This window comes from Terrimonas ginsenosidimutans (assembly GCF_022012415.1).
Lineage (GTDB): Bacteria > Bacteroidota > Bacteroidia > Chitinophagales > Chitinophagaceae > Terrimonas_A > Terrimonas_A ginsenosidimutans.
Genome location: NZ_JAKLTR010000019.1, coordinates 1 through 25,772 on the forward strand (window position 1 = coordinate 1; position 25,772 = coordinate 25,772).

A 25,772-nucleotide genomic window follows, 5' to 3' on the forward strand; every position below is an offset into this window, starting at 1 on the left:
GGTGAAAGGGAATCCATGGGAAAAGCACAGGATCTTCCGGGAAAATAACGGAAATGTAGCGGTGAATAAACGACCGGTACATAAGCTGAATGTCTTATCCGTCCCCCCAACTTTTGCACCGATCCACGAGCCGCAGCTGCTGATCGCGAAGACACTCTGCAAGGCCTGGAACTGCTATTCGAAAGGTTCATTGCGTCACATCAATATTATCCATGGTCTGCTGTCCATGGTCCGCAGTCCTTCTTCTCACTTGTAAGCACTAACTTTACATCAAACTTTCTCCCTTGTCATACGAACCTATTTCCGTCTTTGATATTTTCAAAATTGGTGTTGGCCCTTCAAGCTCACATACGCTGGGACCCTGGCGCGCAGCACAGCGATTCTTGCAGTCGCTCGAAACACAAGGACTGCTGGATACCGTGACATCGATCCAGGTATTACTATATGGTTCGCTGGCGAAAACGGGCATCGGGCATGGAACAGATATCGCTGTTCAACTGGGCCTCGCGGGTACGGATCCGGTAACGATCCCTGTGGACAGTATTCAGCCCGTGATCAGGCGGATTGCGGAAGCAAAAAAAATAAAGCTGGCGGGTAAGCTGGAGATTGATTTTGATCCGGAAACCGCCATTGGTTTTCTTAGCTCCGAAACACTGCCGTTTCATTCCAACGCACTTAGCTTTCTTGTAAGACTGAATGACGGGGGATCTATCTCTGAAACATATTATTCGGTGGGCGGCGGTTTTGTCGTGAAAGAAGGAGAGACGACAGGCGTCAGATCAACCGTTCAACTTCCTTTCCCGATCAATACGGCAAATGACCTGCTGCGCTGGTCCATCAAAACCGGCCTGGCGATCAATGAGATCGTTCTGGAAAATGAAAATGCCTGGCGAAGCGAAGCTGACACCCGCGAAGGGCTCTTGAAAATATGGGAGGTGATGCGCGAATGTATCTACCGCGGTTGCCATACCGACGGGTTTTTACCGGGAGGGTTGAATGTTCGCCGACGTGCATCCGGATTGAATAGAAAACTATTGAAGGACACTGTTGTGTCAGACTATGAAAGCTGGGCAAAAGCGATCCGCCAGGGTGGGATGGGTTTCAATTATGTACTGGATTGGGTAAGCTGTTTTGCATTGGCGGTGAATGAGGAGAATGCTTCGTTCGGCCGCGTAGTGACTGCACCTACGAACGGAGCTGCAGGCGTAGTGCCTGCCGTGCTGATGTATTTTGTATTGTTCACAGAAGGTGAGGAGATGGATAAAGTAACGCGCTTTCTACTGACCGCAGCAGAGATCGGAAGTATATTTAAGAAGGGAGCAACGATATCCGCGGCAATGGGTGGCTGCCAGGCTGAGATCGGCGTATCGTCTGCAATGGCTGCCGCAGCACTGACAGAAGCGAGTGGCGGCAGTCAGCGGCAGGCAATGATGGCCGCCGAGATCGCGATGGAACATCACCTCGGTATGACCTGTGATCCTATCGCCGGACTCGTGCAGGTTCCCTGTATCGAACGCAATACCATGGGAGCGATCAAGGCGATCACCGCATCACAACTTGCCTTGCAAAGCACACCTGATTTTGCAAAAGTGTCCCTGGACGCGGTCATAAAAACGATGTGGGATACCGCACAGGATATGAACTACAAATACAAGGAAACGGCTGATGGTGGATTGGCGATAAATGTGCCCTTGAGTCTGCCGGAATGTTAGATAAGTAAAAATTAAAAAGTCAAAATTAAAAAATACACGCTGTGGCATACAAAGGATCTCTTCTGTAGCACAGCGTGTATTTTTAATTTTGACTTTTTAATTTTTACTTCCCTCTAGCCCTGGCCGTGTATATAATTTTCGAGCTGATTGATTGTCTCCTTTTGGCTTAGTATTGTTTCCTTCACTACATCACTCATGGAGATAATTCCTGCGAGTTTACCATTTTCAAATACGGGAACATACCTGATCGCATTTTTTGTCATCAGGGACATGCAATGTTCAACACTGTCTTTAGGTGTAACGGTGGGCAGTTCGGAGCTCATGATCTCCGATACGAGTGTATCATGCGAGTGTTTTCCTTTGAGGATCACTTTTCTTGAATAGTCTCTTTCAGAAACAACTCCGACAAAGTTTCCATCATAGATGACCATTACAGATCCGATGTTCTTTTCTGCCATGATCCGCAATGCATCGAGTACGGTAGTATTGGGAGAGACACTGATCGTGTCGGTTCCCTTGCGCGCAAGAATAGATGAGATTGAATTCATACCAGCAAGTTTTTTGGTTAATGGAATTTAACGAAAAAACAGGAGGCAGAAAAAAAATGTTGGCGGCATGAGGTTCCGTGGATTTGATCTCGTATGGTCAACGCAGAGATCGCAGAGTAACCGCAGAGGGCGCGAAGGGGATAATATCCTTCGCGCCCTCTGCGATCTTTGCTTTGCTCATACGCAGGCAGATCAATTGCCGGTCCTTGCTAGTTCAGCAAAGGATTCGTCTCTATCTCTTTCACATCCAGCTCGCTATAGTCACGGATGACATTGTAAAGAGTACCTCTTTCAACAGGCTTACGGCGGGCCTGTTTGATAAGGGTAACGAGTTGAGCTGTGTTCATGGAAGGCGTTTGCTCTTCGGAACCGGCCATCGAATAGATCTTGGTGGTATCGTCGATCGTGCCATCTATATCATTAACCCCGAAAGAAAGGGTCAGCTGTGCATTGTGACGTCCCAGCATCGGCCAGTAAGCCTTCAGGTGCGGAAAATTGTCCATATAGATCCGTGCGATCGCGTACATGCGCATGTCTTCGATCACGGTGGATTCTTTGATATGGCTCATATCGTTCTGCTGGTTGCGGAATTTCAGGGGGATAAAGGTGTTGAATCCTCCGGTCTTATCCTGCAATGCCCGTAAACGGCTCATGTGATCTACACGGTGGCTGTAATTCTCGATATGCCCATAGAGCATGGTCGCGTTGGTATTCATTCCCAGCTTGTGGGCCGTTTCATGGATATGCAGCCAGCCGGTACCATCGATCTTATCGGCACAGATCTGTTCGCGTATCTCCGGGTGGAAGATCTCCGCTCCACCGCCGGGCAGGGAATCCAGGCCGGCTTCATGGAGATAGGCCATTCCTTCTTCCACAGTCTTCTTTGCTTTGCGGAACATATAATCCAACTCTACGGCGGTAAAGCCTTTGATATGAAGATCAGGGCGATGGCCTTTGATGGAGCGCATCAGTTCCGCGAAGAATTCGAGATTCATTTTCGGGTGAACGCCGCCTACCACATGCACTTCCGTTACCGGTTTGCCGTCATAGCTTTTCACAATATCCATCATCTGCTGCTGGCTCAGTTCCCAGCCTTCATCGCGATGAGCATAAACACGGCTGTACGAGCAGAAATGGCAGGAATAGACGCATACGTTGGTCGGTTCGATATGGAAATTCCGGTTAAAATAGGTCGTGTCCCCATGCAGTCGCTCACGGATACTGTTGGCCAGTGAGCCTACAAAAGACAGGGAGCCTTTTTCAAAAAGGAGGATCGCGTCTTCGTCAGTGATCCGCTCGTTTCTGCGCACTTTATCGGCGATCTTCACCAAAGCGGGGTCAAGCTGAGATTCTGAAAAAACATCGGAGGGTAATACGGCTGCCATAGATTCTTTTTAAATCGGTGCAAATTTACGATTCATATTGAACAAACCTGCCCGTAAAAAGTTGTTATACGATCCTGCAGACCGGCAGAAATCCCGCGTGTATTCATTTCAAAACGTAAAATTCTTATCTTCCGCTTTATTACCCTGGTAATAAGCATCTAAACTAACGTATTATGAATTTGAGGATCCGTCTGACCGTTCTGAGTTTTTTTGAATTCTTTGTTTGGGGCGCGTGGCTGATAACGATTGGGGCGTATTGGTTTCAGACAAAACAATGGGGCGGAGCTGAGTTTGGCGCGATCTTCTCCACGATGGGGATCTCTGCCATCTTCATGCCGGCCATCTTCGGGATCATCGCAGATCGTTGGGTCAATGCGGAACGCCTTCTTGGTATTTGTCACCTGATCGGCGGTATCATTCTTTATTTTATCCCGCAGGTAAACGATCCTAATACTTTCTTCTGGGTGTTGTTACTTTACATGGTGTTTTATATGCCTACGATCTCACTGGCCAATACTGTTTCCTATACCGCGCTAATCAAAAATGGTAAGGACATCATCAAAGACTTTCCTCCGATCCGTGTGTGGGGAACGATCGGTTTTATTGCCGCCATGTGGATCGTAAGCCTGCTCCATATTGAAACTTCTGCCGCGCAATTCTATGTGGCTGCAATTGCTTCCGTGTTATTCGGATTTTATTCGTTCTCGTTGCCGAAATGTCCTCCCCAATTAAAAACTACCGGGCAAACTTCCCTGGTGGATGCATTAGGATTGAAAGCTTTCTCACTGTTCAAAACGCCGAAGATGGCGTTGTTCTTCATCTTTGCTTTATTGCTGGGTGCGGCATTGCAATTGACGAATGCGTATGGTGATACATTCCTGCACGACTTTGCCAAAATGCCTCAGTATACGAATACGATGGCGGTGAAATATCCCGCGATCATTATGTCAATTTCTCAAATGTCAGAGACGGCATTCATTCTTGCGATCCCCTTTTTCCTGCGGAAGTTCGGCATCAAACAAGTGATGCTGATCAGTATGGTTGCATGGGTGCTGCGTTTCGCGCTGTTCGCATATAGTGACCCGGCGGGAGGTTTGTGGATGATCGTTGCATCATGTATCGTATATGGAATGGCATTTGACTTCTTCAATATATCCGGTTCTCTTTTCGTGGATACACAGGTGAATCCTGAGATACGCGCCAGCGCTCAGGGGATCTTTATGATGATGACCAACGGCTTCGGGGCATTCCTTGGAAGCCAGATCAGCGGTATGGTGATCGAGAAATATTTTACCAATGCAGACAGAAGCATGGACTGGACAGGTATCTGGCTGGCCTTTGCGGGATATGCATTGGTTGTGGCAGTGCTGTTCGCTATCTTCTTCAGGCATAAACATGAGCCGGAAGCTACCGCCAGTGTAAGACACTAGTCCTCTTAATAAGCCATTCATATGAATAGATTCGTTCTCACTGCATTTGCGGCAGCGTGCATGTTCTCATCATGTAAAAATGAAGAGAAGAAGCCTGAGCCCGCAAAAGGCGCAACACCGGTTTCGGGTCAATGGATCATCATTTATCCCAAAGACATCCTCGTCAGTGATGATCAGAAAGTCGTGTACGCAGCCGCGCAGGATTCCATCGTTAACTTATTCGGCTTGAAGCTGATCAGCTTTGGTGATGACGGGCGTTTTGTACAGGCAGACAGCAGCCAGGCACAACCGGGCACCTGGTTGCAAAAAAACAATGGGGAGATCCTGATCGATCATGGCGGATTGGGGTTTGATAATTTCCGTGGCGATCTTGTTGGTGTGGATATTAAGACGATGAAGATCTCACAGGATCTGAAGATCGAAGATCAGACAATTCCGGTGGAATGGCATCTTAAGCGATTGAATGTTGACCAGGCAAAAGCACTGCTTGGAGCAAAGGAGAACTGGTGGAGAAAGAAAGCTCCGGTTCCCGAATCAGATAGTGCAATAAAAGTACGCATCAGAAGCATGCTCGAATATTACTCCGCTTATTTCACGCTGGTGTCTGAAGAGTCATCTTATTTCTCTATGGAGAGGGTGATGCTTCCGTTCAATTATTATCAGCATGCGGTGGGACTGAAATCTTACAAGAAAACTTCCCCAGCATTTCTGAATGTGTTCTATAATGAATCAGATGCGCAGCGGGCATATAAAATACTGGAGAGTGGAATGATCAAACGGGCGAAGCTGAAGGATTATCCCTCAGGGAAGGATTATGTGATAGAGTATGCGATGTATATGAAGAAACTGGCGGAGGCGCTGTAGGGAATGTAAAAGTCAAAATAATAGCGAAAACCTGTTTGGTTTTAATTGATAAAATTTCAGTGTGCTGAGTTGAAAATTTTACCCCAGCGATCCAATGTTATTTACTCCCGGGAATAGGATGTTGGTCGCCTCTTCAATTTTTGCCTTGAGGCGCGCCTACGCGCCCTGTCCGGCACAAATAAGGTATAGAGGTATTCACCACCCGGACCAGTGAAACAACACCTTGAATTTAAGAGAGCCGGAGTGAGATCAGTCTCAAAAGACTCGTCTGTTTCAGGATCTGAAACGGTCAGTCGCATCGTTTTACCAGGGTTTCGCCTGATCCGTAGCGTCTTTCTGATGGTTGGAAGGCCTGTTCCAGGCCTCAACGATGGCTTTCACCAATCGAAGCATACCCCGCCTGCATGCTTGGCACCAGCTTGAAATCAGGTCCCCACCAAAAACAAACAACCCCGCTCAGCATCTGAACTTCAGTTCAAATACCAAACGGGGTCATTCTTATCTTTTATGGTCTGTTAAATATGCGCTTCGATCTTCTTAACGAAGTTGCCTTTAGGCTGAGCACCAACGAGTTTATCTACAACCTGGCCATCTTTAATGAAAAGGATAGCAGGGATAGAGGTAATACCATAGTTCATTGAAACCTGTGGGTTATTGTCCACGTTCACTTTACCTACGTTCACTTTGCCATCATATTCTTTGGAAAGTTCCTCGATCACTGGTCCGATTGCGCGGCAAGGTCCACACCATTCTGCCCAGAAGTCAACCACGGTCAGTTTATCAGAAGCCAGGACATCAGCCTGGAAGTTGGAGTCATTGAATTCTTTTGCCATTTTATTACGATTTTAAGTTTGTTAGTAATTTCTATCAGGGTTGCAAATTTAAGTCCGATATGAATAACAGGAATACGTGGCAGAAAGTTGTGCAAAAAATGTCATAATTACCTGCTTGTTTCTGCCAAAATGGTCCTTTAACGTTTTGTTTTACAATGTGTTAAATATGTTAACATAGTTTACTGCCGTTATCCACGTCCCGCAGTTTCTGCTTTAGCTGGCCTGCACCTGCACACGAAGCTCGGGTGTTTCCTGCAGGAAATGGATCATTTCATCATTCATTTCGAACCCGTTATTTCCGCTGACCAGGCTGATCCTCATTCCGGCTTTTGGCTCGGAGAGGATAAATTTCAGGGCCGTGCTTCCGCCACGGAAGCTCTTCAGGTTGCTTTCAACAAAATCGATCATGCCTTTGTTCAAATCCTGCGGGTGGATCTCGATATTGATCTGCCTGGTCATCGTCTTTTTGACAGACTCGGCCAGGGTGACCTGCTGGATCTTGAACTCAAACTCTTCTTTATTCCATCTTGGTTTCAGAAAACCCGTAAAGAAAACCGTTGTTCCCTGTTGCAGGAACGGCGAGATCTTCAGATAGTCTTCGCTGAACAGGGCAAAGTCCATTTTGCCGGTATAATCCTCAATAACAAAGCTTCCAAACTTGTTGCCACTTTTAGCGATCCGGTGCTGGGCATCGGCTACCAGGCCAAGCATTTTGAAGATCCTGCCCGGATTTGGCTGCAGTTTAATAGAGTCCCGGAACTCAAGGAAATCAGCAATAGGCGTCATGCCATAGTGTTTCATCTCAAAGCGGTAGTGGTCGAGCGGATGACCGCTCAGAAACATACCAGTTACTTCTTTTTCTTTATCCAGTTGCTCGGTAAGTGACCATGGTTCACAATCTGCCAGCTTTGGGGTGGGGATTTCCATCATCGTCGGCAGATCTCCAAAAAGGGTATGACCGGAACTGGCATTCTGATTGGCGACGATCTGGCCGTATTTGATGATCTTCTCCAGGCCGGTGGCGGTTTCTCCTTCGGGAATATTGAAATACTGCCTGCGGTGATGCTCGGGGAAACAGTCAAAGCCTCCGGCATAGGCAAGGCTTTCCAGTGTTTTCTTGTTCACCGCACGCTGGTTGATCCGTTTAATGAAATCAAATATATTTGGATAGCCGTCCTTTCTTTCTTCTACAATATTCTCTACCGCTGCTTCACCAACTCCTTTCATACCACCCAGACCAAAACGGATCTCACCGATCTTATTCACGGCAAAGCCTTTCAACGATTCATTGATGTCCGGCCCGAGTACTTTAATACCCATCCGCTTACATTCTTCCATGAAGAATGTGATCTTCTCAATACTGCCGGCGTTATTCAATACGGCGGACATATACTCACCCGGGTAGTGTGCTTTTAAGTAGGCTGTCTGATAAGCCACAAATGCATAGCAGGTAGAGTGGGACTTGTTGAACGCGTATTGCGCGAACGCTTCCCAATCGGTCCAGATTTTTTCCAGTTTATCGGCAGGCAGTCCTTTTTCAACGGCGCCTTTGATGAACTGGGCTTTCATTTTATCAAGAACAGCTTTTTGTTTTTTACCCATCGCCTTCCGCAATACGTCGGCATCACCTTTACTGAAGCCGGCGAGACTTTGCGCCAGCAACATTACCTGTTCCTGGTAAACAGTGATCCCGTAAGTTTCTTCGAGATACTCCTTCATTTCTGGAAGGTCATAGGCGATCTCTTCTCGGCCGTGCTTACGGTCGATATAGTTCGGGATGTATGCGATAGGACCGGGGCGGTACAGGGCGTTCATCGCGATGAGGTCACCGAATTTATCGGGTTTCAGCTCGCGAAGGTATTTCTGCATACCGGGGCTTTCAAACTGGAATGTGCCGATGGTAGCAGCCTGTTGATAGAGTTCGTATGTTTTTTGATCATCCAGCGGAATGTCATCGATCACGATGTCGATGCCATGGTTCTGTTTGATCATGGTCAGTGCATTCTTGATGATGGTCAGGGTTTTCAAACCCAGGAAGTCCATCTTGATAACGCCTGCATCTTCGATAATACTTCCTTCGAACTGGGTTACCCAGAGAGGAGAGTCTTTAGCGATGGACACCGGTAAAAGTTCGGTCAGGTCTTTTGGTGCGATGATGATACCCGCTGCGTGAATCCCGGTGTTGCGGACAGAACCTTCCAGACGTTCCGCTTCGTGCAATACCTTGCCTGCTGGTGTATCCCGCTGAGCATAGAGTTCGCGGATCCGCCTGACATTATCCAGGTCTTCGCTGGCCAGGCCGTCTTTTTCTTCCAAAGACTTTTCACCGTCCTTGGTTTTCATTGGTGCCTGCAGTACCCGCCTTAATTCGATCCCTGGCTTATCCGGAACCAGTTTCGCTATGGCGTTTGATTCCGCCAAAGGAAGGTCCATTACACGCGCCACATCTTTGATAGACATTTTCGCGGCCATGGTACCATAGGTGATGATCTGTGCCACCTGGCTTTTACCATATTTATCTACCACGTAGTCGATAACCTTCTGACGGCCTTCATCGTCGAAGTCCGTGTCGATATCCGGCATTGACTTACGATCGGGATTGAGGAACCTTTCAAACAGGAGCTTGTATTTGATCGGATCGATATTGGTGATACCGATGCAATATGCCACGGCGGAACCGGCAGCGGAACCACGACCGGGGCCGATAAATACGCCGATATCGCGGCCAGCTCTGATGAAGTCACTTACAATCAGGAAGTAACCGGCGAATCCCATCGTCCGGATCGTGTAAAGTTCAAAGCGAAGACGTTCGTCAATTTCTGGCGTGATCTCGTTATAACGGGCTTTGGCTCCTTCCCAGGTAAGGTGCTCGAGATATTCGTCCTGTGTGGCGAATTCCGGGGGCGTCTGGAAATTGGGAAGAAGGATATCCCGTTTAAGGTTGAGCAGATCGATCTTATCGACGATCTCATTGGTATTATCGAGCGCTTCGGGGAGGTCATGAAAGACCTTGCCCATTTCAGCGGTTGTTTTGAAATAGAACTGATCATTGGGGAATGCGAAACGTTTTCCTTTCATGTTCATATCGTCATCGGCGAAGTCACGCATCGCTGGGGTGGTGATCTTTTCTCCGGTGTTGATACAAAGAAGGATATCGTGTGCGTTAAAGTCTGACTGATCCACGTAGTGAGAATCATTGCTGGCAATGATCCTTACGTTGTGCTTGCGGGCAAATTTGATCAGGATCTCGTTCACCTTATCCTGCTCGGTCATATTATGCCGTTGCAGTTCGACGTAGAAGTCATCTCCGAAAAGGTCCAGCCACCATTTGAATTCTGTTTCTGCTTCTTCTTCGCCTTTCCGTAGGATCGCCTGTGGAACGGATGCACCCAGGCAGCAGGTAGTGGCGATGAGTCCTTCGTGGTATTGAACAATAAGTTCTTTATCGATACGTGGATACTTACTGTACAGCCCTTCGATAAAGCCGAGCGACGTCAGCTTTACAAGGTTTTTATAACCCTGTTCGTTCTTGGCCAATAAGATCTGGTGATGACGAACGTCACGTTGCTCTTTGGTAAAGATCTTCTGGTGACGGTTAGCGGTAACATAGAATTCGCAACCGACAACGGGTTTTACTTTAAGGTTGCCATTAGCGTCTTTGTGTTTGTATGCTTCGGATACGAATTCGAAGGCACCGAACATATTGCCATGGTCGCTGATGGCGAGGGCGGGCATACCATCGGCAATTGCTTTTTTATAAAGTGCCTGAATGGAAGCCTGTCCATCCAATAAAGAGAACTGGGTGTGTACGTGTAAATGAGAGAATTTCATGGGTTGTCGTTCCTGGTATTAGTCAGCGTAGCAATATCGCAGAGGAAGCTATGTGAACGCAGAGAGCGCCCAGACTTTGCGTGCTTTGCGTTCATATAGCGCTCTCTGCGATACTCCTACGCCAAATTATTTCTTCTTAAAACTGAAAACGTTGATCAAGCCATTAGTATAACTGCAAACCCATGCTTCGAGTTTACTGTCGTCCTCAAAAATGTCTACGCCAACGGGATGTCCTTTACATGGCAAAGATGCCACTTTCTCAAACTGTGTGTCGTTTATTTTATAAACATCTACGAAGTCGGAACTATAGCAGGTAACAAACAGGAATTGCTGATTTTTTGAAAGGATAAGTGTGCGGGGTTGGGCATGTGTGGTGGCGGTAAAAAGCGTTTTTCCCGTGGAAGGGTCTACACAAGCGATCTTCGCGAGTTTATTGTAGGAGACAAAAAGCCGGCCTGCTGTGTCTGCTACCACATGCCTGGGGTTGGAAACCACCTGGATGGGCTCTTCTTTTTCCCAGGTTTCATTGTTGATAACATCTATGACGGAGCCTCCCATGATGGCGACATATGATTTTTTTTCGTCGTCATCTACGGCAATACCGCGGGGAATGGCGACTGTTTTGATGGTATCGATCATTCGGGCTGCCGGGAATCCGGCAGTGTCCATTTCCAGGACGCTGACGGTATAGGAGTGCCAGTTGCTGACCAGCAGGTGTTTATCGTCGGCGGTTTTAGAGATGACCTTCGGAGTTTTACCTGTTTTGACCAGCGGCACCCAGAAGGAGTCTTTTTCCGCCTTGCCAGGATAATTGACGGTGATCTTTTTAAGATGCTGGTCTTTTAGTGGGTGTGGTTCGTTTTCGTCATTGTCGTCCACCCGGATAGGCACGATACCTTCCGCATTGTGAAGGGATACCCAGAGGATCCTGTCGTCATGACTCAGGCAGGCCTCCACCGGTTTTTCTTCGTATGAAGAGATCGGTTTGTCGGTGGTGTAGTCCCATCCGGTGCCTTTTGTTGGCGCAAATTTGAACTCGCGTATGACAGACCGGGTGGTCTGATCGAATTCATAAATGCTCATCCCTTCAAGGTTCATTGCGTAAAGCTTTGAGCCATCTCCGTTAAAAAGCACGGATTTGGTGCCGGGGGCTGCTTTCAGGACCTCTGTTTTTTCGTATACGATGTGAGAGTAGGGCGCCAGCACGGGTTTTTGAACGGTATCAACAGTGACCGTGGCAGGAATAGAATCCGCCGCGAGCACAAGATTCTTTGGAATGGAGTCCTGAACAGCCGCTGGCGTAACGGCTTTTACGCTGGCCGCACCCTGGCAGCTGAACAATACAAGACAAACGGGAATGATCAAAAACAAAGGCATTTTGGGTATGATTAACATGTCAAATATATCTCACCTGTTGATCTGCATCATCAAATCAATATACACACAGATTCCCCGAAAATTTAGCTGGTAGTGTCATACAATTAAAAATTTTAATTTCAGTTACTCCCTTGTTGAATTTTCACTAAAAAATCCTATATTTTTGCATGGTTTTTGATGAAACCGGAAAACCGAATTCTTAAAAAAGGCCTGATGACACGACAACTGATCCCGGCTTTTGCCATCATTCTGTTTCTTACCAGCTGTTCTTCTATGAGGCCGGTGAATTCAAAGCAGCCTGTTATCGCAGGCAAAGGCAATTCCGCAAATACTGACAAAGTACAATTCCTGAACGATATCAGCACGGAGTCAACCCCTCCGGTGTTGAAATATGCGGCTCCTAAAACGCAAACTTCTTCCAAAGCTTCTCTAAAAGAGGATCATGGATCTGTGACGCATGCTGCGGCAGCGGTGGAAAAAGCTTCTGCAACACAATTGAAATATGCCATCCTGCTGGATACAGAAGTGGAAAGCCTTGATGGCGACCTGTTACTGGATCATGTAGATGAATGGTATGGAACACGTTATAAGCTTGGGGGTAATTCAAAAGCGGGTATCGACTGCTCCGCATTTGTACAGGCTGTATATGTTTCCGCATTTGCACTGACCTTGCCACGGACGGCGCGGGAACAGTATAAGGCGTCCCGCATTATTTCTTCCACAGAACTCAAGGAAGGAGACCTTGTATTTTTCAACACACGCGGAGGAGTATCCCATGTGGGGATCTACCTTCAGAATAATAAATTCATTCATGCTTCGACTTCGCAGGGCGTAACGGTGAGTGATATGTATGATCCGTATTATATGCGGAGGTTTATTGGGGCGGGGAGGATAGAGAAACCTGAGGCGTCGAATAAGATATTTTAACCTGTAAAAAGATCCGGCAATTAGAGCCGGATTTTTTTGTGGTGTGGTGGGCGACCGGGGCACAGTGGTTGGAGAGGATTAGGTTGCCGGGTGGGTAAAGCGCTTTTTTTGCCGGAGGGCAAAGTCTCTTTTTTTCGACTTGAGGTCGAAAGACTCCGTTTACTTTTTTGCCTTGATGCAAAAAAAGTAACAAAAAAAGTAATCAGAGACTTCGAGGTTCTCACCTCAAAAAACCTATAACAACAAAAAACAGCGCTCTTGCCCGCCCGGCAAAAAAACTGCACCCCACAGCAGGCAATTGCTCCCACTACAGCCTCAATCGTTTTTTTACCGTCTCAACCACTGGCTTCAGATCCGGCGAAAGCTTCAGGTATACTATAGCCGCACCAAAGAGCATCAAAAACAGAAGGCTTCTGCAGAACAATCCGGCGAAGCCGTGAAGGTTTCTGAAGGCGAAGTAGGTAAGTATGTAGGCTGCGAGGCCGATAAGTACGGAATACAGGGAATTTCTGGTAAAAGGGAAAAGCCTGAATTTCTTCCAGAGGAAGATGATGCGGATCGCATTGTAAATAGTGATCGAAATAAATTGTGCGATGGCCGGTCCGAGGATGTCAAATTCTTTCGCCAACAGGTATGTCAGGGGGAGCATGAGGAACAGAAGAATGGCTCCGCTTATCAGTTGAAATCTCCAGTAAGTGGAGGTTCCGATAATCTCGGTGTTGATCCCCGTGCCGAGATCTACAACACGCGTCAGCCCCAGGAAAATGAATGAGCTGAATCCGAGCAGGTATTCCGGTTGAATCCCCAGCGTAATGATCGCCTCCCTGTAATTGAGCAGCATGAGGAAATACATGCAGGAGGCGAAGATCAGCAGGTTGATAGACGAACGGTGGTAGATCTTTTGCAGTAATGCCATATCCCGGTCTTTCCATGCTCTTGACAAATGCGAGATAGAAGAAGCGACAATCGCCCGTTGCGGCGCCTGGATGATACCGGTAAGAGTGAAGGCTATCGAGAAGATGGCCACTTTATTCATTCCATCTTCCAGGACGGCGGCAATCACCAGTGAATCGAATATCTGGGATACATAGAACACAATAGAACCGGAGTAAACGAACGCACATAGTGTCAGGATCTTCCGTGCATACCGTCGTGTGACCTTGCTGATGCTGAAGCTGAGATAGATCTCTTTCCTGACCAGCAGATAAATGAAAAGGATCAATGCTATTGCAAGGTAGGTGAGAGAATAAATCTTTATAAAGATGTCAAAGTTGGGTATGATGCGAAGGGCAAAAAGTAAGATCAGCAGGGTCGTGAATATACGGAATTGAACTTCCTTCAGAAAGCTGGTCAGTACCGGGCGCTTTATACTCCAGGAATACGCTTCCAGTACTGCGAAGATGCATTGACCCAATCCCATCGGAAAGATCCACTCATAGTATTGTACCATTTCGGGAGAGTTCTCACTGAACTTCCGGATGACCAGTGTTTTGAAAACGATTCCCGCAATCGTAATGATGGTAAATCCAATCAGGGTGACACCCAGTGCGATCGCAAGCATGTCATTTTTCGACTTCGAAAGATTGTCCTGGTAGTAAGGAAAAAATTTGATGACATACGTCGGCATCGATAAAGTACCGAAAGCCATCATCAGGATGGAGGTGTCATAAAAAAACTTCGTAAGCCCGTATTCACTTCCGGTAAATAAACCTCCTTTTGTGAAAAAGTAAATATTGAGCATACCGATCAGAAAGCCGAGATACACTACGCCTGACGAGATAATACTTTGCCTTCGGATGCTGCTCATGATAGTTTTGTGGTCGGATGAAAGGCCGTTGACCGATGGCCGTTACCCGGATCGTAATTCGATTGTTAATGCCTGTAAGTATATTCCTTTTAGTTTTTCAATTTCGGGATCACATAATCGCTCTTGCTGGAATGAATATAAAAATTTTTATCAACGGAGAATTCCTTTTCATCCAGTTGTTTCATGGATAATGTCTGCCAGTTTTCGGTCGCATTAATCGTATAAGCTTTGTTCTTTGCGTAGATCCGAACAGGCATGTTGAAGCCGGCAATACATTCCCTCCAGCGATAGCTGATTGCATCATTTTCGATCTTATATTCCAGGACAGGGATACGCGTGTCTCTCAGATACTGATCAAACACTTTCGAGAGGTCCTTACCTGATTTCCTGGAGATGTATTCTTCTACTTCTTTGGAAGTTGTGATCTTGTGGTAGAAATCCTTATTCAATCCTTTCAAAATATCTTTGAACGTTTTTTCATTGTCAATGATCTGCCGGATGGTATGTATCAGGTTTGCTCCTTTGGGGTACATATCTCCACTACCTTCTTTGTTTACGCCATAAGGTCCGATGACCTTGCTGTCATTTGAAATGGACTTACGCAATCCCTGGCAATATTCATCAGCCGCTTTCTTCCCGTAATTACATTCAACAAATACTACTTCAGAGTAAGTGGTGAAGCCTTCGTGGATCCACATGTCGGCAATGTCCTGCGTGGTGATGTTATTCGCAAACCATTCGTGGCCGCTTTCATGAACAATGATATAGTCCCACTCCCTGCCCCAGCCGCTGCCGGACAGATCCATGCCAAGATAGCCGTTCATATATTTGTTGCCATACGCAACAGCGCTCTGGTGCTCCATGCCAAGATGTGGTGCTTCCACCAGCTTATAACTGTCTTCATAAAAAGGATAAGGACCGAACCATTCTTCAAAGCATTTAAGCATGCGTTTTACATCACGCCCGAATTGTGCTTTTGCTTTATCGATATTCTTTTCCAGCACCCAGTAGCTGCATTCGAGATTGCCCTTTACGCCGGCGTAGTCTTCTTTCCAGTTTGTGTAATAGCCGATATATGGAACGATATTGTAGTTGTTGATCGGGTTGACCACGGCCCATGTCCAGGTAGTTGTTCCATCTCCATTCGATCTTTTTTCTTTCAGTCTGCCATTGGAAATAGCGGATAACGGATCTGCAACGGTCATGCTCAAGCTGGCTCCATTTTCCGGTTCGTCGCCCTGGTAGTCTTTGCACGGATACCAGACGCTGGCGCCGAGTCCCTGGCAGGCGACGGACATCCATGGACGGCCTTCCGGATCTTTTTTCCAGATCCAGCCGCCATCCCAGGGTGGGTTTACTGCTTCGCGGGGTTTGCCGGAATAGAACAGTTCGATAGAGTCTGCGGTCAATCCATTCGGATACCCGGCAGGCAATTGTATATAAAAGACATTCCCGTCTCGCTGATAGCTGAGTTTTGTTCTTTGCGTTCCGATAAATACGCTGTCGAGCTGCATGGGTTGCTGCAGATCGATCTGCATGGAAGCGGTAACATTTCCGCTGATCTTATAAGTGATCCTGCTGGAACCTTTGATCGTTTTAGCTGCGTAATCCGGCGTTACCGCGATCTTATAATTGGTAACATCCCACCATGCGCGTTCAGGTGTAACGGACCCGCGCAATGTGTCCTGATGAGTATATTGTGAAAAAACGTCAAGGGAGATGAACAGGAGAAATAAAACAGTAGCAAATGTTTTCATGCTGTAATTACAGTTGAATGAGTTTGAATTGTAAATTTAGTCGTTCAGACCGAATATGTCTGTTAAAACAACGATGAGCGGATACCGTCATTCATATCTCTGGATCATTTTCCCGGCCATCCTGGCGATCTCGTGCTCATCAGCGAGCAATGAAGGGCGTAAGATATTTTATTATAACGAACAGACGGGCATTGCTTCGCTTGACCCGGTTTTTGCAAAAAATCAAAGCATCATGTGGGCGGTCCACCAGTTGTACAATACGCTGGTGGAAGTGGATGATAGTTTGCATATTATCCCGTCTGTTGCGAAAGGGTGGGATGTTTCATCTGACCGGACCGTCTATACATTTCATTTACGAACGAATGTCTTTTTTCATGATGATCCCGCTTTTGCGGGCGGGAAAGGACGTGCAATGAATGCTGCTGATGTTGTGTACAGCCTGTCGAGGATCACGGATGGGAAAGTGGCAAGCCCCGGTGGCTGGATCTTCAATGCGAAACTTGATTCCGTTCAGCCTTTCCGCGCCAAAGACGATTCAACCTTTGAAGTGAAACTTCGCCGTCCCTATCATCCTATCCTGGGCATCCTTTCGATGCAGTATTGTTCCATCGTGCCAAGGGAAGCAGTGGAGATGTATGGTTCCGATTTCAGGCGTCATCCGGTTGGTACCGGCCCGTTCCGGTTTGTGGCCTGGGAAGAAGGGCAGGCGCTGGTTTTGGGAAAGCATCCGAACTATTTCGAATCAGATGAACAGGGAAATCGCCTGCCATACCTCGATGGGATCAAAGTCAGTTTTTATGACAGCCGCGCAACAGAGTTTTTATTATTGCGCCAGCACAAGCTTTCTTTTATCAACGATATCGAATCGTCTTTCAAGGACGAAGTGCTTACCAAGAAAGGAACATTGCGGAAAGACTGGGAGGGGAAGATACAGTTGCAGACGAATCCTTATCTGAACATCGAATATCTCGGTCTGCTGGTTGATACAACCAATCCTATCATGAAAGGGGCTCCAACCCGGTTCAGGAAGATCCGGCAGGCGATCAACTACGGCTTTGACCGCCGTAAGATGGCGTTGTATCTGCGTAATTCATTGGGTACCCCGGCAGAGTCAGGATTTGTACCCGAAGGGCTGCCTTCTTTTGATACATCTGTAGTAAAGGGGTACACCTATAAGCCGGCTAAAAGCCGTCAGCTGCTGGAAGAAGCAGGTTTTCCGGATGGGAAGGGGTTGCCCGCTATCAAATTGCTTACGATCCCGATCTATGCGGATATGGGAGATTATATTGCCAAACAACTTAATGAAGTTGGGATAACTGTGCAGGTAGAAGTAGTGCAGAAATCATTACTGCTGGAACTTACTTCTAATTCAAGAGCCCTCTTCTTTCGCGGCAGCTGGATAGCTGATTACCCGGATGCGGAAAATTATCTTTCTGTTTTTTATTCTAAAAATCCGGCTCCGCCGAATTACACACGTTATAAAAATCCTGCGTTTGATGCATTATTTGAAAAGGCTTTGGCTGAAACAAATGATTCGCTGCGCTACCGACTTTATCAGCAGGCAGATCAGTTGATGATCGATGACGCACCAGTGGTGCCATTGTGGTATGATAAAGTGGTCAGACTGGTGCAGCCGGAGGTAACGGGATTCAGGCCGAACGCGTTGAATTTGCTCGAACTGCGCAGGACCGGAATAGGGGCAGATGATCGCAGGTAATAGCCCTCAGGTTAAGCGCCACAAGAGATATCACTGGCGCATGCATATCGCAAAGTAGCAGCTAACAATACAAGCAATACCTAACGACCCTGACGGCTGCTTTGCGATACGCATACGTTGATACGATGTTAACCTGACGGCTATGTCTCTCAATCCTTCTTCAACTTATCCTTGAACACTTTTCTGAATTTATCGAGCTTCGGTCTGATAACGATCTTACAGTAGGGATTCTGATTTTCGTTATTTTCAAAGTATTGCTGATGATAATCTTCCGCAGGGTAGAATTTTGAAAATGCAGTGACTTCTGTTACGATCGGGTTATTGAACGCGCCGGTTTTATTCAGTTCGTCTTTATACTTTTCCGCTTTTTCTTTTTGTTCCGGGTTGTGATAAAAAACGCCGCTGCGGTACTGGGTACCTACATCATTGCCCTGGCGGTTAAGGGTTGTGGGATCATGTGTTTCCCAGAATACTTCCAGTAATTCGTCAAAACTGATCTTTGCGGGGTCATAAACGATCTGCAACGCTTCGGCATGGCCGGTTTCTCCGGTGCAGACTTCTTTATATGTTGGGTTCTTTACATGTCCGCCGGTGTATCCTGATGTAGCGCTGATCACGCCGTCAAGTTGTTCAAAAATTGCTTCAGTGCACCAGAAACAGCCATTGGCCAGCGTAGCTGTGTCGGTTTTGCCGGAAAACGAAGTTGTAGTCATAGTTCCTGTCTCTTTTTTCGTGGTTTCTTTTTCAGAGGGGGCTGATTGCTGTGCGCAGGATAACATTCCTGTGGTAGTTAACACAAGCACTCCCAGTACTGCTTTCAAAGTTGCCTTCATTGAATTGTTAAAGTTTAAGTTTAAACGGTTACTGTGGCTGATCATCTGCTGTCTAATCCCGATAATCCGGGAAATCCCTGTCCAGTCATTGGCTTCAATACGCGATCGCTGCAAATCACCATTCACCGCTCAAATATCTACGTAAAATAACATCCATCAGCTTTCAAAGTTCACTACTTTAACAACTCAGCAATGAATTACCTTTGCATGCTGAATAAAATTGAGGTAAGCGAGTATTATGAAATTATTTCCAGAATCGGCGTATTTACAACTGGAGTTCGACAAGGTAAAAGCCCTGCTGGCAAACTATTGCCAGACTGAGCATGCCCGGCAGAAGGCCCAGGAATTGCGGATCCATACGCGGAAGGATTTTATTGATGTACAACTTAGGCAAAGCTTTGAGTATCATCAGATTTTGCAAAATGGCATTTATTTCCCCAACGATTATATCCTGAACCTTGCCCGGGAGCTGAAATTGCTGGGGATTCCCGGAGCCGTGCTCAATGGGGAAGAATTTATGGACCTCCGCAAGCTGGCGGAAAGCATGGAACGCCTGTTCCGTTGGTTTGACGCAGAGCGCAAAGGCGCATATTCTGCAATGGCCAGTGTGATCGCGAACACCTACTATGAAAAGGCGATCATCCAGATGATAGACGAGGTGCTGGACGAATCGGGCCAGGTGAAGGACAATGCGTCGGAAGACCTGAAGAATATCCGGATGAGCCTTTACAAGAAGCGGAACGAGCTACGCAGAGTGTTTGAAAAGATCGTCGCGAAGCTGAATAAGCAGGGCTATTTAGCGGAGATCGAAGAGAGCTTTATGAGCGGCAGAAGGGTGGTGGCTGTATTCGCTGAACAGAAGAGAACGGTAAAAGGAATTCTTCATGGAGAAAGCGATAGCCGTAAAACGGCGTTCGTTGAGCCGGAAGAGACGATCGAACTGAATAACCAGGTTCATGAGCTGGAGAACGACGAACGGAAGGAAGTATACAGGATCCTTCGTCAGCTGACTACAAGGCTTTCTGCATACTCCGGCCTGTTGCTGATATACCATGGCATTGTTGGTGATTATGATTTTATACGGGCGAAGGCAAAACTCGCGGCTGATTACAGAGGCGAGTTTCCCGCGGTGGTTGATAAAGCGCACGTTCAATTGGTGCAGGCGTATCACCCGCTTTTGTACATCTACAATCAACGTACAAAAAAACCGACGATACCTACAACGATCACGCTGGATGAGAATAGCCGCATCCTTGTGATCAGTGGTCCGAATGCCGGTGGTAAAACGGTGACGATGAAAACCGTTGGGTTACTGCAGATGATGGTGCAAAGCGGCTTGCTTGTACCGGTACATCCTTCTTCACAGTTTGGGATCTTTAAACAACTCATGATCCATATCGGCGACACACAGAGTATCGAATTTGAGTTGAGTACCTATAGCAGTCATTTGCTGCACATGAAACATTTCATGGAAAATGCGAATGGCAAAACGCTCTTCTTTATTGATGAGTTAGGTAGCGGTAGTGATCCGAATCTTGGAGGCGCATTTGCGGAAGTGATCATGCAGGAGCTGGCGAGGAAACATGCATTCGGGATCGTTACAACACACTACCTGAACCTGAAAGTGATGGCGGGCAAGACACAGGGGATACTGAATGGTGCGATGGCATTTGATGAAAAGAACCTGCAGCCGCAATACAAGTTGCTGATCGGTAAGCCGGGAAGCTCTTACACTTTTTCCATTGCAGAAAGGATCGGCCTGGATAAATCGCTGATCAGGCGGGCACGCGCGCTGGTGGATGAAGATCAGTTCCGGCTGGATAAATTATTGAACCGTACAGAACAGGATCTCCAGGATCTTCAAAAAAGAGAGAAAGAGCTTAATCAGTTGATGAAGGAGAACGAGCGGTTAAAGAGAGAGATGCAGCAGGTGATGGATAAGGAACGTCACCGCCAGCAGGTGGAAGTATTAAAGGAGCAGAACCGTGTGTCTGAAGAAAGGATCTCTTACCTGAAGGATATGGAGCGCAAACTGAAGCAGATGCTGATCGAGTGGCGAAAGGAAGAGAACAAGAACAAAGTGATCAAACAAATGGATGCGCTTCTTTTCAAAAAAGATGAAAAGAAAGTGGCTAGTAAGATGCAGAAGAAGATCGACTCCCGGTTTGCAGAGATCGGCGGTGAGATCAAAGTGGGGGATAAAGTAAAAATGAAACGCAATCACCAGGTAGGTGAAGTGATGGAACTCCGTGGCAAGAAAGCGGTAGTGAAAATCGGTTTATTGCCGATGCAGGTGGATCTCGCGGATCTGGTGGCGGTGAGGGAGAAGGAAGAGGGGGAAACGGGGTGAGAGTTTAAAAGTTTAATAGTTTAATAGTTTAAAGGTTTAATAGTTTGAGAAGCCGATCGCTCACTGTTTGATGATCCAATTTTTTAAACTTTTAAACTTTTAAACTATTAAACTTTTAAACTTCTACCTCCCCATTTTCCTCACCTGTTCGTAAACAACGCCTTCAACTCCTGCGCATCATCCGGTTTCATTTTTCCGCCGAGAATAAGGCGAAGTTGGCGGCGGCGGAGGGCACCTTCGAATAAGCGTTTTTCTTCATCGGTTTCAGGGACCAGCCCATTGACGGGACGGGGGCGGTTGTCATCGTCCAGTGCCACGAATGTATAATATGCTTCGTTGCTTTTGTATTTGTGCTGTTTTTTCAGATCTTCTCCCCACACTTTCATGTGTACTTCCATAGAAGAGGTGAATGCCCTTGTTACTTTCGCCTGTATATGCACCACATTTCCCAGTTTAATTGGGTTTTCAAAGGAAATATTATCAACTGAAGCGGTAACGACTGGTGCATTGCTATGCTTTTGGGCAGCTAGTGCGGCGGCAATATCCATCCAGTACATCAAACGTCCTCCCATCAGGTTTCCGAAAACGTTCGTATCATTCGGCAGAACAAGTTCTGTCATAATGGTCAGGCTTTCCGAAGCGGTCTTTTCTGTCATCATTCAAAATTTGGCGCAAAGCTAAGCTAAGAGGATGAAAGAGGAAAAAGAGGTGCCTGATAAGCAGGTCATTTTCTGTATTTTGGGAAAACTACTTTTCCTGTCGATACACTGAGCTCTCATTTTCCCCTTTCATCCTCTTAGCGTAGATTTGCGCGGTAAAACAACAATCTCCAATCACACAATCATCACATTAGTAGCAACATGGAAGCTCACCCCCCGGTTTCTTTTGATAATACTGAATTTGCTTTCGAGTATAAGAAAGACAAAGAGTTGAAGAAAGCCCGTTTTCTTTTCAGCTGTATGGGTAAATCCTGGCTGGTGAAAATTGGTACCAGGCTAACGCCCTGGGCCGTTAAATCGGGCCTGCCTGTAAAAGGGTTGATCCGCAGTACAATATTTGAACAGTTTGTTGGAGGCGAAACTTTAGAGCAAACTGCAGTAGTTGCAAAAAAACTTTCAGACTATCATGTACAGGTGATCCTCGACTATGGCGTGGAGGGTGGCGATGATGGCGAGCCAGGTTTTGATCATGCAACAGAGGAGTTCATCCGGGTGATCAATTATGCAGCTACCCAGCCTAATATTCCGCTGATGAGTATCAAGGTTACAGGCTTTGCCAGGTTTGCATTGCTGGAGCAACTTGACGCACTGATGCAGCAGCAGCAAGGTCCTTTAATGAACAGGTATGAAAAGGCAGTGGGACAGTTGTCTGCGACTGAAAAGCAGGAATGGGAGCGTGTGCATGCGCGTATGATGTCTATCTGTAAGGCTGCCTCGGATCAGAAGGTGGGCGTGCTTGTTGATGCAGAAGAAACATGGATCCAGGATCCTGTTGATGCCTTGACGATGCAGGTAATGGAATTGTTCAACAAAGAGAGGGTAGTGGTCTTTAATACTATCCAGCTATACAGGCATGATCGCCTGGCGTTCCTTAAGCAGAGCAAAGAGGATGCAGTAAGTGGAAATTTCATCCTTGGCGCGAAGATCGTCCGCGGTGCGTATATGGAGAAAGAAAGAAGAAGGGCTGAAGAGAAGGGTTATCCATCGCCGATACAAAAAGATAAGCAATCGACCGACAGAGATTATGATGCCGGTCTTCGTTTTTGTATCGAACATCTGGATCAGATTTCAGTGATCGTTGCTTCACATAATGAGGGAAGCAGTTTGCTGGCTGTTCAGTTGCTTCGTGGGAAGAACCTTCCTTTGGATCATCCGCACGTTCACTTCAGTCAGTTGTACGGTATGAGTGATAATATAACATTCAATCTTGCACATGCGGGTTGCAGTGTAAGCAAGTATCTTCCGTTCGGTCCTATCGAAGACGTGATCCCATATCTGATGCGTCGTGCACAGGAGAATACTTCTGTGAAAGGACAGACGGGCCGTGAGCTTGCGCTGATCAACAAAGAGCTAAAAAGGAGAAGCGTTTAAAAGTCCACTGGCTTAAAGTTGTGCATATTGGTACTATTAAGCTTGAAAACTATCTGACTTTTAAACTGATCTTCTTTCTTTGCTTTTCGCTTCTGATAATAAAAGTCTCTTTCACATTTCTGCAAGCGATTGCAGTCATTGTGCCAACATTAATGATCCTCTTTTATTGCGGGAATGAACACGTAATAAAAGAGGATCATTAATGAAAAGAGGGGGATGAAAAAAAATAGTGATGTTCAAAGAAAATTTTTTTTTAAGAAAAATGTTATAATATTGTTATCGCTATTTAATAACGATTGCCAGAAACTGCTACGATAGAAACACTCCAACAGCGCATTGCTTTGTATGAAGACATGAATGCATACAAAGAGCTATACTATCAGTTATTTGATGGTCTTCATCGTTTTTCATTTTCCATTGTTCGTTCAAAAGAGGTGGCGGAAGAAATTGTTTCAGATGTCTTTATTAAGATCTGGCAGATTCGTGCGCGCCTGGGCGAAATAGGAAATCTGAAAGTTTACGTGTATACCATTACCAAGAATTTCTCTCTTAATTATCTTCAGCGTACATACAAAAATGCGCCCGTGAGTATTGAAGAAGTGGAGGTAGAGGTTGGTATTGAAATGCGTAATCCGGAGGAATTATTTATTTCGTCGGAGATCATGCAAACGATCCGTCAGGCCATCATGCAGTTGCCACCTCAATGCCGTTTGGTGTTTCAGCTGGTGAAAGAAGATGGATTGAAATATAAGGAAGCTGCTGAAGTCTTGAATATTTCAGCGCTGACTGTTCGCAATCAGCTCGCGATTGCCATTCGGAAACTTGGCGAAACTCTTCCTGCGCCGGTACAGAAGCTGATACCTTCAGCGAAACTTTTCTCCGCATCTTAGTTGAGTACAGACAGCCCCAAGCATATCCCAGCTCCTGGATTCCAGGGATGCATCAACGTTTAGGTCGCCCTGCCGGAAGACATGCATGTTGGCGCGTTAAGCGAACGGCTGCATATCGAAACCCGACGTATATTCCCACACGAATAAATAAAGAGCGCTCTCCTTTGCAATGATTTGATTTCCAATTGTCATTCGGATGCATTCCGTAAATGTTAAAATTTTTCCAACCACCTTGGTACATCTTATATCTTCCCCGTGTCTTATCTCATTACAGACGCCAACTTATGACGGAAGAAAGATTTTGGTCATTGTTAAGTGCCCGGTTAGCAAATGAAGCGACACCGGAAGAACTAGCAGAATTAGAAACATACCTGAAGGAAAATCCCGCGGCACAGTCACGTACCGGGGCGATAGAAAATATATGGTCCGTCAACCCTTCGATCTCTGACGATTATAAAGAGGCTGCTTTCAACAAGCATCTGCAAAGAATGAGTAATCATTTTTCTGAGCCGGTTCTGCAATATGAATCAGATCTGCCGGAAGAGCAGGTAGAGTTGAAAGTTGCGAAGAAAAAGCCGGTCTTCAGAATAATGGCCTGGATCACAGCTGCTGCAGCTGTTGCGGTGCTTGGTTATTTTACGTACTGCTATTTTCCTTTCACTTCTGCTAAAAACAGCAACGCTCTCGCGCAAAATACGGTCAGTACGAAACGAGGCTCAAAATCAAAAATACAATTGCCGGATGGGACGCAGGTTTGGCTGAACGCGGACAGTAAGATCACGTACAACGAGAACTTCCAGGGCAAGATCCGGGAAGTACAGCTTTCCGGGGAGGCTTTTTTTGATGTGGTGCATGATGAGGAAAGGCCTTTTGTGATTCATACCAGTGTGATCGATGTGAAAGTGCTGGGCACGGCCTTCAATGTGAGATCTTATGCGGATGAAAAGAATACAGAAACCTCGTTGATCCGGGGTTCGGTGGAGATCACTCTCAGGAATAATCCTGATAAGAAGATCGTATTAAAGCCGAATGATAAGCTGATCGTAGATAATGACGAAGCAAAAGCGGAAACAGCTTCTCCCGATGTAGTGAGGATGCCGCATCACGATCGCCCGAGCCTGCTCACATTAGGGAAAGTGAATTTCAAAGAAAATCAGACTACAGCGCTTGAAACGCTTTGGATCAAGAATACGCTGGCATTTGATAAAGAGTCTTTGGAAGAGATCGCCCTGAAGATCGAAAGATGGTATGATGTCAAAGTCAGCATACCGGATACCAGGATCAGAAGAACCGAGTATAGTGGTGTTTTCGAAGATGAAGATCTGGAACAGGTGATGGAAGCATTACGAATTTCGGGAAACTTCCACTATGATATTAATAAGAAAGAGATCACGATAAGGCCCTGATACCTTTTTACGATA

At 46.4% G+C, this 25,772-nt stretch carries 19 protein-coding genes; 10 read left to right on the forward strand and 9 right to left on the reverse strand.

The features are described from left to right. A partial coding sequence (locus LZZ85_RS23215; protein ID WP_237875778.1) for a hypothetical protein occupies positions 1 to 256 on the forward strand: 256 nt, incomplete at its 5' end. Between the two features lie 28 nt (positions 257 to 284). Continuing rightward, a complete protein-coding gene (locus LZZ85_RS23220) occupies positions 285 to 1,712 on the forward strand; it encodes an L-serine ammonia-lyase (protein WP_237875780.1) in 1,428 nt (475 codons plus the stop codon). 113 nt (positions 1,713 to 1,825) lie between these two features. On the opposite strand, the gene LZZ85_RS23225 is transcribed toward LZZ85_RS23220, so the two are convergent. Beyond that, positions 1,826 to 2,260, reverse strand: coding sequence for a CBS domain-containing protein (locus tag LZZ85_RS23225; RefSeq protein WP_237875782.1), 435 nt, complete (start codon positions 2,258 to 2,260; stop codon positions 1,826 to 1,828). A gap of 209 nt (positions 2,261 to 2,469) precedes the next feature. Then, positions 2,470 to 3,645, reverse strand: a complete 1,176-nt coding sequence (mqnE, locus tag LZZ85_RS23230) for an aminofutalosine synthase MqnE (RefSeq protein ID WP_237875784.1) — start codon at positions 3,643 to 3,645, stop codon at positions 2,470 to 2,472. Positions 3,646 to 3,818: 173 nt separating this feature from the next. Here mqnE and LZZ85_RS23235 point away from each other — a divergent pair, with 173 nt between their 5' ends. Both LZZ85_RS23235 and LZZ85_RS23240 read left to right on the forward strand, forming a co-directional pair. Then, positions 3,819 to 5,075 carry a nucleoside permease gene (locus tag LZZ85_RS23235; protein WP_237875787.1) on the forward strand — a complete coding sequence of 419 codons (1,257 nt, stop codon included), beginning with the start codon at positions 3,819 to 3,821 and terminating at the stop codon, positions 5,073 to 5,075. Positions 5,076 to 5,096: 21 nt separating this feature from the next. Continuing rightward, on the forward strand, positions 5,097 to 5,939 hold the full coding sequence (locus tag LZZ85_RS23240; RefSeq protein ID WP_237875789.1) for a hypothetical protein: 843 nt from the start codon (positions 5,097 to 5,099) through the stop codon (positions 5,937 to 5,939). 515 nt (positions 5,940 to 6,454) lie between these two features. On the opposite strand, the gene trxA is transcribed toward LZZ85_RS23240, so the two are convergent. The 3 genes from trxA to LZZ85_RS23255 form a co-directional block, all read right to left on the reverse strand. Further along, positions 6,455 to 6,772: a thioredoxin gene (trxA, locus tag LZZ85_RS23245; protein ID WP_237875791.1), complete on the reverse strand. Its 318-nt coding sequence runs from the start codon at positions 6,770 to 6,772 to the stop codon at positions 6,455 to 6,457. 213 nt (positions 6,773 to 6,985) lie between these two features. Further along, the gene (gene dnaE / locus LZZ85_RS23250; RefSeq protein ID WP_237875793.1) at positions 6,986 to 10,603 is read right to left on the reverse strand and encodes a DNA polymerase III subunit alpha; all 3,618 of its coding nucleotides are present in this window, start codon (positions 10,601 to 10,603) and stop codon (positions 6,986 to 6,988) included. Between the two features lie 126 nt (positions 10,604 to 10,729). Then, a complete protein-coding gene (locus LZZ85_RS23255; RefSeq protein WP_237875795.1) occupies positions 10,730 to 11,980 on the reverse strand; it encodes a YncE family protein in 1,251 nt (416 codons plus the stop codon). Between the two features lie 213 nt (positions 11,981 to 12,193). Here LZZ85_RS23255 and LZZ85_RS23260 point away from each other — a divergent pair, with 213 nt between their 5' ends. Continuing rightward, positions 12,194 to 12,907, forward strand: a complete 714-nt coding sequence (locus LZZ85_RS23260) for a C40 family peptidase (RefSeq protein ID WP_237875797.1) — start codon at positions 12,194 to 12,196, stop codon at positions 12,905 to 12,907. A 307-nt stretch (positions 12,908 to 13,214) separates the two neighbouring features. Here LZZ85_RS23260 and LZZ85_RS23265 read toward each other — a convergent pair whose 3' ends face one another. Both LZZ85_RS23265 and LZZ85_RS23270 read right to left on the reverse strand, forming a co-directional pair. Then, the gene (locus LZZ85_RS23265; RefSeq protein WP_237875799.1) at positions 13,215 to 14,714 is read right to left on the reverse strand and encodes a lipopolysaccharide biosynthesis protein; all 1,500 of its coding nucleotides are present in this window, start codon (positions 14,712 to 14,714) and stop codon (positions 13,215 to 13,217) included. An 89-nt stretch (positions 14,715 to 14,803) separates the two neighbouring features. Further along, a complete protein-coding gene (locus tag LZZ85_RS23270; RefSeq protein WP_237875801.1) occupies positions 14,804 to 16,471 on the reverse strand; it encodes a M1 family metallopeptidase in 1,668 nt (555 codons plus the stop codon). A 55-nt stretch (positions 16,472 to 16,526) separates the two neighbouring features. On the opposite strand from LZZ85_RS23270, the gene LZZ85_RS23275 reads away from it, so the two are divergent. Continuing rightward, complete coding sequence (locus LZZ85_RS23275; protein WP_237875803.1) at positions 16,527 to 18,188, forward strand: ABC transporter substrate-binding protein; 1,662 nt, start codon at positions 16,527 to 16,529, stop codon at positions 18,186 to 18,188. Positions 18,189 to 18,337: 149 nt separating this feature from the next. On the opposite strand, the gene msrA is transcribed toward LZZ85_RS23275, so the two are convergent. Then, the gene (msrA, locus tag LZZ85_RS23280) at positions 18,338 to 19,021 is read right to left on the reverse strand and encodes a peptide-methionine (S)-S-oxide reductase MsrA (protein ID WP_237875805.1); all 684 of its coding nucleotides are present in this window, start codon (positions 19,019 to 19,021) and stop codon (positions 18,338 to 18,340) included. A 238-nt stretch (positions 19,022 to 19,259) separates the two neighbouring features. Between msrA and LZZ85_RS23285 the strand changes: the two genes are divergently transcribed. Continuing rightward, positions 19,260 to 21,371, forward strand: coding sequence for an endonuclease MutS2 (locus tag LZZ85_RS23285; RefSeq protein WP_237875807.1), 2,112 nt, complete (start codon positions 19,260 to 19,262; stop codon positions 21,369 to 21,371). A gap of 140 nt (positions 21,372 to 21,511) precedes the next feature. On the opposite strand, the gene LZZ85_RS23290 is transcribed toward LZZ85_RS23285, so the two are convergent. Further along, a complete protein-coding gene (locus tag LZZ85_RS23290) occupies positions 21,512 to 22,027 on the reverse strand; it encodes an acyl-CoA thioesterase (RefSeq protein ID WP_237875809.1) in 516 nt (171 codons plus the stop codon). Between the two features lie 204 nt (positions 22,028 to 22,231). Between LZZ85_RS23290 and LZZ85_RS23295 the strand changes: the two genes are divergently transcribed. The 3 genes from LZZ85_RS23295 (at position 22,232) to LZZ85_RS23305 (ending at position 25,757) form a co-directional block, all read left to right on the forward strand. Beyond that, positions 22,232 to 23,461, forward strand: coding sequence for a proline dehydrogenase family protein (locus tag LZZ85_RS23295; RefSeq protein ID WP_237875811.1), 1,230 nt, complete (start codon positions 22,232 to 22,234; stop codon positions 23,459 to 23,461). Positions 23,462 to 23,757: 296 nt separating this feature from the next. Next, positions 23,758 to 24,351 carry an RNA polymerase sigma-70 factor gene (locus LZZ85_RS23300; protein ID WP_237875813.1) on the forward strand — a complete coding sequence of 198 codons (594 nt, stop codon included), beginning with the start codon at positions 23,758 to 23,760 and terminating at the stop codon, positions 24,349 to 24,351. Between the two features lie 284 nt (positions 24,352 to 24,635). Then, positions 24,636 to 25,757, forward strand: coding sequence for a FecR family protein (locus tag LZZ85_RS23305; RefSeq protein WP_237875815.1), 1,122 nt, complete (start codon positions 24,636 to 24,638; stop codon positions 25,755 to 25,757). Positions 25,758 to 25,772: the final 15 nt, after the last annotated feature.

Coding starts and splice junctions, on each gene's coding strand:
- LZZ85_RS23295 (WP_237875811.1), top strand. CDS start 22,232: ATGGAAGCTCACCCCCCGGTTTCTTTTGATAATACTGAATTTGCTTTC.
- LZZ85_RS23255 (WP_237875795.1), bottom strand. CDS start 11,980: ATGCCTTTGTTTTTGATCATTCCCGTTTGTCTTGTATTGTTCAGCTGC.
- LZZ85_RS23260 (WP_237875797.1), top strand. CDS start 12,194: ATGACACGACAACTGATCCCGGCTTTTGCCATCATTCTGTTTCTTACC.
- dnaE (WP_237875793.1), bottom strand. CDS start 10,603: ATGAAATTCTCTCATTTACACGTACACACCCAGTTCTCTTTATTGGAT.
- LZZ85_RS23290 (WP_237875809.1), bottom strand. CDS start 22,027: ATGACAGAAAAGACCGCTTCGGAAAGCCTGACCATTATGACAGAACTT.
- msrA (WP_237875805.1), bottom strand. CDS start 19,021: ATGAAGGCAACTTTGAAAGCAGTACTGGGAGTGCTTGTGTTAACTACC.
- LZZ85_RS23305 (WP_237875815.1), top strand. CDS start 24,636: ATGACGGAAGAAAGATTTTGGTCATTGTTAAGTGCCCGGTTAGCAAAT.
- LZZ85_RS23235 (WP_237875787.1), top strand. CDS start 3,819: ATGAATTTGAGGATCCGTCTGACCGTTCTGAGTTTTTTTGAATTCTTT.
- LZZ85_RS23270 (WP_237875801.1), bottom strand. CDS start 16,471: ATGAAAACATTTGCTACTGTTTTATTTCTCCTGTTCATCTCCCTTGAC.
- LZZ85_RS23240 (WP_237875789.1), top strand. CDS start 5,097: ATGAATAGATTCGTTCTCACTGCATTTGCGGCAGCGTGCATGTTCTCA.
- LZZ85_RS23265 (WP_237875799.1), bottom strand. CDS start 14,714: ATGAGCAGCATCCGAAGGCAAAGTATTATCTCGTCAGGCGTAGTGTAT.
- LZZ85_RS23225 (WP_237875782.1), bottom strand. CDS start 2,260: ATGAATTCAATCTCATCTATTCTTGCGCGCAAGGGAACCGACACGATC.
- LZZ85_RS23275 (WP_237875803.1), top strand. CDS start 16,527: ATGTCTGTTAAAACAACGATGAGCGGATACCGTCATTCATATCTCTGG.
- mqnE (WP_237875784.1), bottom strand. CDS start 3,645: ATGGCAGCCGTATTACCCTCCGATGTTTTTTCAGAATCTCAGCTTGAC.
- LZZ85_RS23285 (WP_237875807.1), top strand. CDS start 19,260: ATGAAATTATTTCCAGAATCGGCGTATTTACAACTGGAGTTCGACAAG.
- trxA (WP_237875791.1), bottom strand. CDS start 6,772: ATGGCAAAAGAATTCAATGACTCCAACTTCCAGGCTGATGTCCTGGCT.